Annotated in this window: 18 protein-coding genes; 14 read left to right on the forward strand and 4 right to left on the reverse strand. The window is 42.6% G+C overall.

Going from position 1 to position 13,387, the window contains the following annotated elements; all coding sequences use genetic code 11:
- Nucleotides 1-20 precede the first annotated feature (20 nt).
- The 4 genes from FC51_RS00950 to FC51_RS00965 are packed head-to-tail and all read left to right on the forward strand — an operon-like array spanning nt 21 to nt 3,435.
- Nucleotides 21-1,412 (forward strand): bifunctional metallophosphatase/5'-nucleotidase, encoded by a 1,392-nt coding sequence (locus FC51_RS00950; RefSeq protein ID WP_057909249.1) that lies wholly within the window; start codon nt 21-23, stop codon nt 1,410-1,412.
- A gap of 13 nt (nt 1,413-1,425) precedes the next feature.
- The gene (locus FC51_RS00955) at nt 1,426-2,010 is read left to right on the forward strand and encodes a YutD family protein (protein WP_057909248.1); all 585 of its coding nucleotides are present in this window, start codon (nt 1,426-1,428) and stop codon (nt 2,008-2,010) included.
- 16 nt (nt 2,011-2,026) lie between these two features.
- Nucleotides 2,027-2,800 carry a TIGR01457 family HAD-type hydrolase gene (locus FC51_RS00960; RefSeq protein WP_057909247.1) on the forward strand — a complete coding sequence of 258 codons (774 nt, stop codon included), beginning with the start codon at nt 2,027-2,029 and terminating at the stop codon, nt 2,798-2,800.
- Nucleotides 2,801-2,802: 2 nt separating this feature from the next.
- Nucleotides 2,803-3,435, forward strand: coding sequence for a TIGR01906 family membrane protein (locus tag FC51_RS00965; protein ID WP_225355021.1), 633 nt, complete (start codon nt 2,803-2,805; stop codon nt 3,433-3,435).
- On the opposite strand, the gene FC51_RS00970 is transcribed toward FC51_RS00965, so the two are convergent.
- Nucleotides 3,432-3,626 (reverse strand): PspC domain-containing protein, encoded by a 195-nt coding sequence (locus FC51_RS00970; protein ID WP_057909246.1) that lies wholly within the window; start codon nt 3,624-3,626, stop codon nt 3,432-3,434. The two genes, FC51_RS00965 and FC51_RS00970, sit on opposite strands and share 4 nt — an antisense overlap.
- A gap of 114 nt (nt 3,627-3,740) precedes the next feature.
- Between FC51_RS00970 and FC51_RS00975 the strand changes: the two genes are divergently transcribed.
- Both FC51_RS00975 and FC51_RS00980 read left to right on the forward strand, forming a co-directional pair.
- Complete coding sequence (locus tag FC51_RS00975) at nt 3,741-3,992, forward strand: hypothetical protein (RefSeq protein ID WP_057909245.1); 252 nt, start codon at nt 3,741-3,743, stop codon at nt 3,990-3,992.
- Between the two features lie 83 nt (nt 3,993-4,075).
- A complete protein-coding gene (locus FC51_RS00980; RefSeq protein ID WP_057909244.1) occupies nt 4,076-5,245 on the forward strand; it encodes a hydroxymethylglutaryl-CoA synthase in 1,170 nt (389 codons plus the stop codon).
- Nucleotides 5,246-5,284: 39 nt separating this feature from the next.
- Here the strand turns inward: FC51_RS00980 and lexA are convergent, their stop codons facing one another.
- A complete protein-coding gene (gene lexA, locus FC51_RS00985; RefSeq protein WP_057909243.1) occupies nt 5,285-5,923 on the reverse strand; it encodes a transcriptional repressor LexA in 639 nt (212 codons plus the stop codon).
- Nucleotides 5,924-6,046: 123 nt separating this feature from the next.
- Between lexA and FC51_RS00990 the strand changes: the two genes are divergently transcribed.
- Together FC51_RS00990 and FC51_RS00995 are read left to right on the forward strand one after the other, a co-directional pair.
- Nucleotides 6,047-6,331 carry a DUF896 domain-containing protein gene (locus FC51_RS00990; RefSeq protein WP_057909242.1) on the forward strand — a complete coding sequence of 95 codons (285 nt, stop codon included), beginning with the start codon at nt 6,047-6,049 and terminating at the stop codon, nt 6,329-6,331.
- A 105-nt stretch (nt 6,332-6,436) separates the two neighbouring features.
- The gene (locus FC51_RS00995) at nt 6,437-6,661 is read left to right on the forward strand and encodes a YneF family protein (protein WP_057909241.1); all 225 of its coding nucleotides are present in this window, start codon (nt 6,437-6,439) and stop codon (nt 6,659-6,661) included.
- A 120-nt stretch (nt 6,662-6,781) separates the two neighbouring features.
- On the opposite strand, the gene FC51_RS01000 is transcribed toward FC51_RS00995, so the two are convergent.
- On the reverse strand, nt 6,782-7,420 hold the full coding sequence (locus tag FC51_RS01000; protein ID WP_057909240.1) for a lysophospholipid acyltransferase family protein: 639 nt from the start codon (nt 7,418-7,420) through the stop codon (nt 6,782-6,784).
- 87 nt (nt 7,421-7,507) lie between these two features.
- On the opposite strand from FC51_RS01000, the gene FC51_RS01005 reads away from it, so the two are divergent.
- The 3 genes from FC51_RS01005 (at nt 7,508) to FC51_RS01015 (ending at nt 9,599) form a co-directional block, all read left to right on the forward strand.
- Nucleotides 7,508-8,260: a tRNA1(Val) (adenine(37)-N6)-methyltransferase gene (locus tag FC51_RS01005; RefSeq protein WP_057909239.1), complete on the forward strand. Its 753-nt coding sequence runs from the start codon at nt 7,508-7,510 to the stop codon at nt 8,258-8,260.
- The gene (locus tag FC51_RS01010; protein ID WP_057909238.1) at nt 8,244-8,516 is read left to right on the forward strand and encodes a GIY-YIG nuclease family protein; all 273 of its coding nucleotides are present in this window, start codon (nt 8,244-8,246) and stop codon (nt 8,514-8,516) included. The genes FC51_RS01005 and FC51_RS01010 overlap by 17 nt, the downstream gene beginning before the upstream one ends.
- An 84-nt stretch (nt 8,517-8,600) precedes the next feature.
- On the forward strand, nt 8,601-9,599 hold the full coding sequence (locus tag FC51_RS01015) for a D-2-hydroxyacid dehydrogenase (RefSeq protein ID WP_057909237.1): 999 nt from the start codon (nt 8,601-8,603) through the stop codon (nt 9,597-9,599).
- A gap of 83 nt (nt 9,600-9,682) precedes the next feature.
- Here FC51_RS01015 and FC51_RS01020 read toward each other — a convergent pair whose 3' ends face one another.
- Nucleotides 9,683-10,411 carry an HAD family hydrolase gene (locus FC51_RS01020; protein ID WP_057909236.1) on the reverse strand — a complete coding sequence of 243 codons (729 nt, stop codon included), beginning with the start codon at nt 10,409-10,411 and terminating at the stop codon, nt 9,683-9,685.
- A 237-nt stretch (nt 10,412-10,648) separates the two neighbouring features.
- Between FC51_RS01020 and rpsB the strand changes: the two genes are divergently transcribed.
- The 3 genes from rpsB (at nt 10,649) to pyrH (ending at nt 13,387) form a co-directional block, all read left to right on the forward strand.
- Nucleotides 10,649-11,449, forward strand: coding sequence for a 30S ribosomal protein S2 (rpsB, locus tag FC51_RS01025; RefSeq protein ID WP_057909235.1), 801 nt, complete (start codon nt 10,649-10,651; stop codon nt 11,447-11,449).
- A 92-nt stretch (nt 11,450-11,541) separates the two neighbouring features.
- Nucleotides 11,542-12,417 carry a translation elongation factor Ts gene (tsf, locus tag FC51_RS01030; RefSeq protein ID WP_057909234.1) on the forward strand — a complete coding sequence of 292 codons (876 nt, stop codon included), beginning with the start codon at nt 11,542-11,544 and terminating at the stop codon, nt 12,415-12,417.
- 247 nt (nt 12,418-12,664) lie between these two features.
- Nucleotides 12,665-13,387 carry a UMP kinase gene (pyrH, locus tag FC51_RS01035; protein ID WP_057909233.1) on the forward strand — a complete coding sequence of 241 codons (723 nt, stop codon included), beginning with the start codon at nt 12,665-12,667 and terminating at the stop codon, nt 13,385-13,387.

Here is a 13,387-nt window from a genome sequence, read left to right on the forward strand (position 1 = left end):
GAAAAAGATTGGATGATTTGATGACTGAGAAAATAACGATTTTACACACCAACGATCTGCATTCTCATTTTGAAAATTGGCCCCGAATCAGGACCTTTATTAATAATCGTCGGGATGAATTGAATGCTCAACCGAACTCATCGGTCATTACCGTTGACTTGGGCGATGCAGTGGACCGTGTGCATCCTTTGACCGAAGTGACAAACGGAAAAGCCAACGTTGAATTGCTAAACCAGGTTCACTATGATGCCGTCACCATTGGCAATAACGAAGGATTGACCAACAGCCATGAACAATTAGACGAGTTATATGATGATGCAAATTTTGACGTTATTTTAGGCAATCTTTTGGATAACCACACAAAGCTCGGCCCGTCCTGGGCGAAACCGAGCAAGATTGTGACCACGCCTCAAGGAACGCGGGTGCTTTTGATCGGACTGACCGCACCATACTTGCTCACGTATCCGATATTGGGGTGGCAGCCAATTACGCCGGACGTTATTTTACCAAAGATATTAGCGAAAAATGCCGGCAAGTTTGATATCTGTGTCTTACTGTCGCATTTGGGATTACCGGTCGATCGAATTCTTGCCCGCAAGTTTCCCCAGCTGAACGTGATTATTGGCGCTCATACCCATCATCTTCTGGTACATGGCGAAAAAATTAACCACTCCCTTCTGGCAGCCGCCGAAAAGTGGGGCCATTACATCGGCGAAATTACCTTAACCGTCAATGATCAGCATCAAATTGTCTCAGATTCTGCCGCGGTCATTAAAACGGCGACTTTGCCCGAACAACCTGGAGATGCTGCTGAAATTGCCGAGTACCAAGAACACGGTGAAAAATTATTGGCGCGAAATAAACTTGCCCGGATAAAAGCGCCGATGACCACGAATTTAATTGGCCATTCGCGGTTGGTAAATGAAGGATTGCATGCGATAATGGAAAAAGCAGACACTCAGGCCGGCATCCTAAGCTCAGGACTGTTTTTAACCAATCTGCCAAAGGGAATTGTGGATCGCAACCAACTCCACCAAATGCTGCCACATGCGATGCATGTCATGCGGGTAACGCTTGATGGGTATAACCTATGGCGGCTGATTCAAGAAATGGAAAAAAACCGCAACTTTTTAACCAAGTTTCCGCAAAAAGGGATGGGCTTTCGTGGTAAATATTTTGGTGAATTGCATTATGAAGGCTTGCGCTACGATCATGATGCCGGGCAACTCTTTTTTCATGAAGACCTTGTCTCACCAATCAAAACGTACCAAGTTGCCATGCCGGATCACTACTTATTCATTCCCTTTTTTCCGACGCTTAGTATTATTGGCCAAAACGAAATCTTATATGATGAAAACTTACGGGATGTGTTTGGCGATTATATGGCCAAACACTACCCATTAACACAATGAGAGGAGGATCACTGTGGACCGTAAACAACTAGACGAACTCGTGGCAGCACAAAACGACGCCCGTAAACCGCTGGCCCGAATTCAGCGGGTTTCTGAAACCGAATTTCTGATCAATGACCACAAGTATGAACTGGACACCAATCATACTGACGGTTTTGACTTTGATGAGTTTGTTCGCCGATATAATCCAGCTCTAAGTCAATACGACTACATCGTGGGTGACTGGGGATACGGCAAGCTTCGGTTACGTGGCTTTTTTAATGATGATCGGACTGAAACGCCAGGGCCCTTTATTACCGCCCTTAATGACTACATTTTAGAAGACGTCAATTTCGGTGCGGCTTACTTTGTCGTGCATAACTTGGAAGCCCGACCGATCATTCGAAAGACCCGCAGTAGCCGTGGTAAGCATCGAAATAATCGAAGCCGCAATTCGCGTGGTCGAAATAATAATCATCGCAATCACCGGAACCATGCGTTTGAAGAGAAAAAGGTAGCCGCAACTCGGCCGCCAATTGATAAACGTCAGAACATGGTGGTCAAGACTGAAAAAACTTCTGACAAGCATCACTTTATTATTCGTGAGAGTAAAAACTAATTCAAAGGATGATTCGATGGCAAATTACAAGGGGTATTTTATTGACCTTGACGGGACAGTGTATGCTGGCAAAAAGCGAATTCCCGCCGCAAAACGATTTATTGAACGCCTCCAACACGCCGAAATTCCGTTTTTGTTTGTGACCAATAACTCAACTCAGCTGCCCAGGGATGTCGTCAAAAATTTGGCGGAAAACCATGATATTCACGTAAAGGCCGAAAATGTCTACACGTCCGGGATGGCCACTGTTGACTACATGAATGCGCATAAGTCATCCAAATCTCCAACTGTCTATATTGTGGGTGAAATGGGCCTGAAACAAGTCATTTTAGCAAATCACTATCGACTCGAAGCCGACCATCCGGATTACGTAGTCGTTGGGCTTGATTCTGACTTAACCTATGAGAAGCTCTCAGAGGCTGTCTTAGCCATCCGAAGCGGGTCGACATTCATTGGTACTAATCCGGACACAAACATTCCCAAAGAACGTGGTATGATGCCTGGAGCAGGGTCTGTCGTTAAGTTCGTCGAATATGCGACCCAGACGGCTCCAATTATGATCGGCAAACCCAAAGCCCGGATTATTCAAAGCGCATTAACTAAGATTGGCCTGCGCAAGGACGAGGTTGTAATGGTCGGCGATAATTACAATACGGATATCTTGGCCGGTATCAATGCCGGCGTCGATACACTCTTGGTCTACACAGGGTTGTCAACCAAAGAACAAGTTGATTCAAAACCCGTTGCACCAACATATCAAATCAATAGTTTAGATGATTGGCGGCTTTAATTTTGCGATTAATTGGAAAACAAATTGGTTACGCAATATTGATGGTACTTGGATGCCTGGCACTGGCTATTTTTTTGACCGTCAACAGCATTTGGCTGTTTGATCTTAATAGTCACTTTCTGGATTTGAAGCAAGCAACCGGTCTTAATTCAGCACAGATGCATTCAGATTACGTTCGGATTATTCAGTATCTCCAGCTGCCGTGGATTTCGTCGTTAAAGTTTCACTATTTCTTCAGTTCTGCGAAGGGACTCCAACATTTTCACGACGTCAAAAATTTGATTTTGTTAAACAATGGATTGGGAATTATTTTGGTACCACTCGGCAGCTATCTGTTACATCGGTTAAATAAAAAATCACTAACGTGGATCCTGATGACGCCCATTAAAGTGGTCGTGACAGGTTCGTTAGTGATTATCGCACTGATGTTGGTTAATTTTGAACAAGTATTCATCGCATTTCATGAAGTACTGTTCCGAAACCAGGACTGGATTTTTGATCCGAATACCGATCCGGTGATTAATATGCTGCCGGATACGTTTTTCCTGGAGTGCTTTTTATTGTTCTTTGTTCTGTTCTTTGCCATGCTCGGATTTATTTACTGGCAGGGACGCCGATCAATTCGCCATGCTTAAGCTTGGTTAGGGTTCTTCATTAGAATCCAGAGAATCAGGTAGGCAATAACTCCTGGGAAAAACGGGGTGAACGCCAGCAGGACGAATATGGTGCGGGCAAGCAGCGCGTTCCAACCGTAATGTTCGCTCAAACCACCAATGACGCCCGCAATAATCCGGTCGTTAGCGGAACGATAAATATTAATCTTCAAAAGATCATCTCCCAATTTTTAATTTATGCTTAAACTCACTATAACCAATTCGCATTTGCATTTCAATTATGATATATTATTATGTTGTACAAAGGAAATAACTAGGAGAATTCGATGTTAACTATAAATGTAAATGGAAATTTAGGAAATCAAGAAGTTGTCCTATCTGACAATACTGTTGGTACGTTAACAGGCGCCAGAGTATTTGGATCCGCAATGGGTGGCAATCAAGTTGTTCAGTGGACCTTCATTTCGACTGGCCACCAGCACGAAGGCTTTGTATATGCCGGCAATCTCTTAGAGGGATTAGTCATTCAATCGATGAATGGTAATGACACTTACCAGATTCACTTCACAAAGAAATAAGCACTCACAATAAGCTGTATACATAATGAGACTGGATATTGGACCTTAAATATTCAGTCTCATTCTTTCTAAAGGAGATTATCATGAACGTTGGAATTGATAAAATTGGCTTTTTTACTTCAGACTATTATATTGACATGGTCGACTTGGCACATGCCCGCGGTGATGATCCGAACAAATACCTAAAAGGGATTGGTCAACAACAGCAGGCGGTTATTCCGCCGACTCAAGATGTTGTCACATTAGCGGCCAACGCAGCCGACCAAATCCTGTCCGAGGATGATAAGGACGCCGTTGATATGGTCATATTTGGCACTGAAACCGGTGTCGACAATTCAAAGTCAGCAGCAATATACGTCCAATCGTTACTTGGCATTTCCAATAATGCCCGTTCATTTGAAATTAAGCAGGCTTGCTATGGTGGCACTGCCGGGATTCAGATGGCTCTCGACCACATTGCGCTTTATCCCGACAGTAAAGTTTTAGTCTTAGCCGCTGACGTTGCCCGTTATGGGTTAAAGACGCCGGGTGAAGTCACCCAGGGTGGCGGGGCGGTGGCGATGCTGTTGTCTGCCAACCCACATCTCTTGCGGTTGGATGGTCAAAGTGCCTTTCATTCAGAAAACATCATGGATTTTTGGCGGCCATTTTACAAACGAGAGGCCATTGTTGACGGTCATTATTCCACTGATGTCTACATTAACTTTTTTAAAACCACTTTTGAGGACTATTGTGAGAAATATCAGCGCACACTGACCGATTTTTCAGCGTTGGTCTTTCACATTCCGTTCACGAAGATGGGCCTTAAAGCATTAAGAACGGTCATTTCAGATGACGCGCACGGACAAAAATTGTTGTCGGAATTTGAACTGTCAAAACAATATAATGCCCAAGTCGGAAATTTGTATACGGGATCTCTTTATTTGAGCCTTTTGTCACTCTTGGCAAAGGCGACAGATCTAAAGGCGGGGGACCGAATTGGCCTGTTTAGTTATGGATCCGGTGCGCAAGGGGAATTTTACAGTGCCACAATTGCGGATGAACTGGATAGAGACGCTTTGGCCAATCAAGTTGAGCCACGGCTGGCACAGCGAACGAAGTTAACAATTCCCGAGTATGAAACGCTTTATTCAACTGGCTTGCCAACTGATGGTGGGAATGTTACATTTGACAAGTCTCATGACACTGGTCGGTTTATTTTAGCGGGTCGACAAGATGATAAACTGGTCTATGAGGACACTAAAAAAAGCTAATGCAAGAATCCTTCTCACACTAACTTTTTGAGTAAATCATTATGAAATATCACTTCGATAAAGGCTGACCACTTTTCCCAGAATGCTCACTCGGGTTAAGATGATTGGCGCCATTGTGTCGTTTTCGGGTTGAAGGCGGTAATGATCACTTTCCTTGAAGAATCGTTTACACGTTGCTTCATTTTCATCAGTCATGGCAATGACGATATCACCATTATCAGCAGTTGCCTGTTTGCGGACGACAACGTAATCGCCATCAAGAATCCCTGCATTGATCATACTTTCTCCGCGAATCTGCAGCATAAACAATGGTTGATCGCTATGCGACAAGGCTGGTGGCAACGGGAAATAGTCTGTCGCTTCTTGGACGGCTAAAATGGGTTCACCAGCTGTAACCGTTCCTAGAACCGGAATTTGCTTTTGCTGCGGCTGCATGCCTAATACGTCCAAGCCGCTCTCAGTAAGCTCGAGTGCGCGGGGTTTGGAAGGGTCTTTAACCAAATAGCCCTTCTTTTCCAACCGTGAAATGTGTCCGTGAACGGTAGATGTCGACGACAAGTGAACCGCCTCGCCAATTTCTCGAACCGTTGGTGGATACCCGCGATCATTAACCCGTTCCCAGATGAAGTGGAGTATTTGATGTTGTTTACTTTGGGGATCATTCGTCACTTTTGACATTTTCGACACCTCATAAGTCCTTTGTTAATGCTTTAATCGTATCATAAGACCCGCAACTTTTCAAACACATGTTCGTATATTTTGTAAAAGCTGCGTTATAATTGAAAACATGGAGGGATTTTAATGAATGAACAAGAGAAAAAAGAATTACAATCAAAAATTAGCGATGACGTTTTTAAAGAGTTAATTCCAAGAATTAACGAACTGGCTCATAAGGCCAAAGAAGAGGGTCTCACTGAGCTTGAAAAACTCGAACAAGCCAAGCTACGCAAGAAATACGTTGCGCATTTCCGAGAAAACTTCAAAAAACAGATTGAAATGATGAAAGTTTATGATAAAAACGGGCATGAAGTGACGCCGGATAAGGTCAAAGAAGTTCAGCGTCACAAAGGACTTCGAGACGATTAAGCTGTGTTTTAATGAGGGCCAATCTTCAGAATTTTACGATTGCCCTTTAAATGTTTTCAATAATTGTGTAGAATTACTTAATGATATTATAAAGGAGGCCTTGTCTTGGCAACTTGGATTTGGATATTAATCGTCATTTTAGCCTTGGTCTTGGGCTTGGTTGGTGGATTCTATGGTGCTCGTAAGTATATGGAAAAGTACCTCAAAGAAAATCCGCCATTCAGCGAAGAACAATTGCGTCAATTGATGATACAAATGGGTCAAAAACCTTCCCAGAAGAAATTGAATCAAATGATGCACTCGATGCAAAACACAACTGGTAAAAATTAGTGTGTGAAAAAGACTGACCGCAACGTGCCCCTAACCAATGAAGTACTTAATTGGCGGGGCGCATGTTGGGCCAGTCTTTTTTAATTTTGCTAATTTTTTAAAGTTGGTGAAGCAATTCGCTCATTTACTTGAATCTTCTTTTTCGGAAACGTCAACGTATTTAAAGTCGGGGTTAACGCCGTAATCAAGGGCATCAAAGGCGCTTTGCATTTCTTTTTCAACTTGCTTTTGAAAATCCTCGGTCAGTTTTTGTTTGCGATCAATCGTAATCGGTTCGCCAAAAGCAACCGTAATTCGTTTCCTGGTAAATAACTGTTTGAACGTCAGTGGGCCTTGATAAACCGTTGGTACTAAAGGAACTCCGGATAACTGGGCGATTAAGGCCGCACCACTTTTTAATTGAGTCGAGTGGCGGGTTCCGGACGGAAACAGGATCAAAGACAGGTCGGATTTACGTAGAATTCTAACCGGCTTTTTAATCGCTGAGGGGCCGGGATTGTCACGATCGACAGAAAAGGCATTGGCGTGTAATAAGACCCAACGCAAAATTGGATTTTTGAACAATTCTTTTTTAGCCATAAAGCTGAATTTCTTGGGACTTGCTGCCAACGCAAAGTAAATTGGGTCGAACCATGTTCGATGGGGTCCGACTAAGATATAATTGCCTTTTGGAAGCCGATCTTTGTGTTCGTACCTGGCGTTTCCATTGATAATGAACACTAGGATTCGAACCAGCACTCTCATGAATGAATAAAACAATTCATTTCCTTCTTTCATATCTGATAGAATAATATTAACTTAAAGTTGAAGGATTTGGCAAACTTAATTGTGAAGGAACTCGATGATATGCAAGTAGAATTACATAATGGTGAACGAATTGACCAATTATACAGCAAAGGGATCCAAATTATCCAAAGTAAAGACGTTTTTTCGTTTTCACTGGATGCGGTGTTACTGGCCGATTTTGTTAAAGTTAACGGGCACAAAACCCGTCAGATTGTGGACTTATGTTCCGGCAACGGGGCGGTCGGGCTTTTTTTGAGTGAAAAAACGGCTGCACACATCACGATGGTTGAGATTCAGGAACGATTGGCGGAAATGGCACAGCGAAGCATTCAATTAAATGAGTTGGGTGCTCAAATTGATGTGGTCAATGATGATCTCAAAAACGCCGCTAAATACATTAACAAAGATTCTGTTGATATCGTTGCCTGCAATCCGCCTTATTTCGTGAACTACGAAGACAGCGAAAAAAATCCAAATCAGTATTTGGCAATTGCCAGGCATGAGTTGACCACCAACTTGGACGAGATTGTGAACTGTGCTGCCGGTTTGTTGAAAATGAACGCCAAGCTTTTCATGGTCTACCGTCCGGATCGATTGACCGACCTGTTGGTTGCACTCAGAGCCCATCGACTGGAACCCAAGCGGTTGAAATTTGTTCGCCCACGACAGGGTGAAAATGCCAATATGGTGTTGGTTGAGGCTATAAAAGACGGTAAACCGAACGGGCTTAAGGTGGAACCTGATGTTTTGACCTATGATGGCGATGACTATACTGACGAAGTGAAGATGATGCTTTATGGATCAGGAAAATAAATATTATATGTATGTTTTGTTATGCGAAGATCAGACACTTTACACCGGGTTTTCCACGGATGTTGAAAGAAGATTTCAACAGCATGTGAACGGGACTGGTGCAAAATACACCCGGTCGCACCAGCCATTGAAAATTTTATTCAAAAAACAGTTTGTGAATAAACACGATGCTTTAAGCGCGGAGTATGCATTTAAACAGCTCACAAGGTCGCAGAAACTGAACTATTTGGAAAAGCAGGGCATCAAACTGAAGTGAATTATTACACAAAGTTCAAAAAAGGAATGAAAATTATTATCAAATAGTGTTATAATTTAAGTAATCTATTAGGAGGTAATATTCGTGAAAATTATTGCATATGGCATTCGTGACGATGAGAAACCTTATTTAGACAAGTGGAGTGAAGAAAACCCCGATGTTGAAGTTGCTTCAACCGGTGAATTGCTTGATGAATCAACTGTTGACCAGGCAAAGGGCGCTGATGGTGTTGTTACCTATCAACAAAAGCCTTACACTGCCGCTGTTTTGGATAAGTTAGGCAGCTTTGGTATCAAGTTCCTTTCACTTCGTAACGTGGGTGTTGACAACATTGATGTCGACGCTGCAAAGCGTAACGGAATTCAAGTAACCAACGTTCCCGCATATTCTCCAGAAGCAATTGCCGAGTTCACCGTAACTCAATTAATGAGATTACTTCGTCGGACCAACACATTTGACCGTAAACAGGCCAATGGGGACCTTCGTTGGGCACCAGACATTGCTGACGAATTGAACCAAATGACTGTTGGTGTCTTTGCTACTGGCCGTATTGGTCGCGCTGCAATGCGCATCTACAAGGGCTTTGGTGCCAAGGTCATCGCTTATGATATTTATCATAATCCTGAACTTGAAAAAGAAGGCGTCTACGTTGATACACCTGAAGAGCTTTATGCCCAATCAGATGTCATCTCATTACACGCCCCAGCTACTAAAGAAAACGAACACATGATTAACGATCAGACACTTGCTAAAATGAAAGACGGTGTCTTCATCCTTAACCCAGCTCGTGGTGCCCTGATTGACACCGACGCATTAATCCGTGCCCTTGACTCAGGCAAAGTTGGCGGAGCCGCAATTGATACTTACGAAGACGAAGTTGGTATTTTCAACACTGACTTTGGCAGCTTTGACAAGATTCCAGACGATCGTCTTAAGAACTTGATGAAGCGCGAAAACGTTTTGGTAAGTCCACATATTGCCTTCTACACGAAGCGTGCCGTTCGTAACATGGTATTCTTTGCAATGGATGCAAACAAGTCATTGATCAGCACTGGTAAATCAGACAAATTAGTTCAACTTTAAAGTTGACTTTTTGCTAAAAAATAAAGAGGTTTCAGATGAGCTGAAAAGCTTGTCTGAAACCTCTTATTTTGTTGAAAAACGCCTCAATCTACTTGTGCAGCCAAATCCATTAACAGGTCCCTTAATTCAGCAGGATTTTTCACTGTTTGATCAGGAATGATCTGTGGGTCGGCAATTGGACTTTGGTGATTATTGTACCAAACCGTTTCCCAACCGGCTTTTTTGGCGGGAACAATATCTTCATAGTATGAACTGCCAATGTAGATCATTTCATTTCCACGGAGATTAAATTTTCGATTCATCAACGTGAAAATTAATGGGTCCGGCTTTTTGGCGTTGGCATCCTCAGAGGTGATGATTTGGTCACGACCGAACCAATGGTGAAGTTTCAGTTTCATAATTTTGGCGAGTTGGACTTCGTTGGAGCCATTGGTAATGATTCCAAGTTGGAATTTGCTGGCCAGCTCGTTGAAGAGGGTGGTTAAGCCGTCAAATAGGTGAATGGAATTACTTGCCAATTGGTAAGCCTCAGAAAAAGCAGCCGCCGTTTCTTGAGACAATCCATTTAAATCAAATCGTTTAAATGTGTGGTGCAGTGAGTGGAAGTTGATTTCATCTTCAGATAGTTTTATGTTGGAGTCTGAGTTGGATTCCGCAATTGCAAGTTGTTCTTGCTGGGTATAGTTCGAAAAGACATTATCCATGAGTTCATCAGACAAGTTCAAATTGAATGTTTCATTAAACGCTTGATTGAACGAAGGCTTCGTGTCGTAAAGTGTATCGTCAACATCAAAAACGATGGCTTTAATCATGTCATATATTCCTCCTTGCCACGAAACATCATTCTAACATGTTTCATAGAAATTTAAAAATTTTGTCCGTGAAATTCATGCTTATTCAGGATTTTTGCTTGCGCTTACGGCAGTTTTCCTTTATACTTTTAAAGGTGTTTTAAATACACACCCAGCGTGATGTTATGGGAGTTGCCAGGGATGGTTCCGATGACAGATGATCGTTGGGGAGGATAAAAACAATATGGAGGCTACATTATGGCTGTTATTTCTATGAAACAATTACTGGAAGCCGGAGTACATTTCGGTCACCAAACTCGTCGTTGGAACCCAAAGATGAAAGAATATATCTTTACTGAACGTAACGGTATTTACATCATTGACTTACAAAAGACGGTTAAGCTCATTGACGTTGCTTACAACTTCATGAAGGACGAAGCTGCTAAGGGCGCCGTTGTTCTGTTTGTTGGAACTAAGAAGCAGGCACAGGATTCAATCGCTGAAGAAGCAACTCGTGCCGGCCAATACTACGTTAACAATCGTTGGCTTGGTGGTACCTTAACCAACTGGGAAACCATCCAATCACGTGTTAAGCGTTTGAAGGATCTTAAGAAGATGTCTACTGATGGTACTTTTGACATTCTGCCAAAGAAGGAAGTTTCACTTTTGATCAAGCAGGAACAAAAGTTGGAACGATTCTTGGGTGGTATCGAAGATATGCCTAAGATTCCAGATGTGATGTTTATCGTTGATCCTCGTAAAGAGCAAATTGCCGTTCACGAAGCAATGAAGTTAAACATTCCAATCGTTGCCATGGTTGATACCAACACTGATCCAGATCAAATCGACGTTGTGATCCCATCAAACGACGATGCCATTCGTGCCGTTCGTTTGATCACTTCAAAGATGGCTGACGCAATCATCGAAGGCCGTCAAGGTGAAGATGACGTCAACGAAAAGACCTTTGAAGGTAAAGATGGCGACAAGAAAGACAAAAAAGAAGATTCAATTGAAGACATTGCAGACGCCGTTGAAGGCAGCAATGATTCTGACAAATAAATATTAGCACTTAGGCTGACTCTATCGCTTTGGACCAATTTGGCCTTGGTGTGGAGTCAGTTTTTAGTCATAATCAATAGGAGGCCACGAACATGGCAAAAATTTCAGCATCTCAAGTTATGGACTTACGTAAAAAGACCGGCGTTGGTATGATGGACGCGAAGAAAGCGCTCGTTGCAACTGAAGGCGATTTTGACAAGGCAATCGAAGTACTCCGTGAAAAGGGTGTTGCCAAGGCTGAAAAGAAGAGCGACCGGGTTGCTGCCAACGGTTTGGCAACAATTGCTTATGATGGTAATACTGCTGCAATCGTTGAAATCAACTCAGAAACAGATTTCGTTGCTTCAAGTGATCCATTCAAGGAACTGGTTAAGCGGGTAAGTGCCGCAATCGTTGCGAACAAGCCTGCAGACGTTGATGCTGCGCTTGAATTAAAAACTGACAAAGGCACTGTTAAAGATGACTTGATTGAAACCACTCAAGTTACCGGTGAAAAAGTAACCTTGCGTCGTTTTACATTAGTTGAAAAGAACGATGATGAAGTATTCGGCTCATATCTGCACAACGGTGGCTTAATTGGCGCATTGGTTCTGCTTAAGGGTGCCGATGCCGATACTGCAAAAGACGTTGCAATGCACGTTGCTGCAACAAATCCTGAATATCTTAACAAGGATGAAGTGCCAGCTGACCGCTTAGCTCACGAAAAAGAAATTCTCAAACAGGAAGCTTTGAATGAAGGTAAGCCTGAAAAGATCGTTGAAAAGATGGTTGAAGGTCGTCTTCACAAGTTCTTGGCTGAAATCTGCCTTGAAGATCAAGACTTCGTTAAAGACCCAGATATGACTGTTTCAAAATATGTTGCATCAAAGAATGGTTCAATCGTTCAATTCGTTCGCTATGAAGTTGGTGAAGGAATCGAAAAGAAGCAACAAAGCTTTGAAGATGAAGTACGGGACCAATTAAAGTAATTCAATGAATAATCAAAGTGGGACGAGGGGCAATTGCTGCTTGTCCCACTTTTTTTACGATTTAACCACAATCTTGTATTTGAATTGTTGGTGGCATCAAATTTGAACTGGGCATATTTATCGCGTATTTTTTGAAATGATGGTCATAATATTTAATAAAGAATTATTGAAAATACGTGTTTTCTTGTTGATTGCAAGCTTAATATGCTAGAATTAGTAGTAATGATTAACTATGGGAGGCACTTAGATGTCTAAAGTAAAATACAATCGAATCATTTTAAAATTGAGTGGTGAAGCCTTAGCCGGAGATCGCGGCTTTGGCATTAATCCACCCGTTATTAAGAACGTCGCCCAAGAAATCAAAGATATTTTTGATCTGGGTGTTCAAATCGGCATCGTCGTTGGTGGCGGTAATATGTGGCGCGGTGAATCCGGGGCCGAGATGGGCATGGAACGCGCCCAAGCTGATTATATCGGTATGTTAGGGACCACCATGAACGGACTCGCACTTCAGGACAATCTAGAACATCTGGGTGTTCCGACTCGAGTTCAAACATCGATTGAAATGAGACAGATTGCTGAACCATACATTCGCCGAAAGGCAGTTCGTCACCTTGAAAAAGGTCGGGTTGTGATTTTTGCGGCTGGAACTGGAAATCCATATTTTTCAACAGATACGACAGCCGCTTTACGGGCCGCTGAAATTAACGCCGATGCGATTTTGATGGCGAAAAACGGCGTTGATGGCATTTATTCTGCTGATCCACGGACGGATAAAGATGCCGTTAAGTTTGATACCCTTTCTTACATGGATATCTTAGAAAAAGGCCTCAAAGTAATGGACTCGACTGCCAGTTCACTATCGATGGATAATCATATTCCGTTGGTTGTTTTCAATTTAAACAAGCCCGGAAATATTCGCAAAGTTGTGACTGGCGAAAGCATTGGAACAACAGTTAAGGAGAAATAA

The organism is Lentilactobacillus parabuchneri DSM 5707 = NBRC 107865 (assembly GCF_001435315.1).
GTDB lineage: Bacteria > Bacillota > Bacilli > Lactobacillales > Lactobacillaceae > Lentilactobacillus > Lentilactobacillus parabuchneri.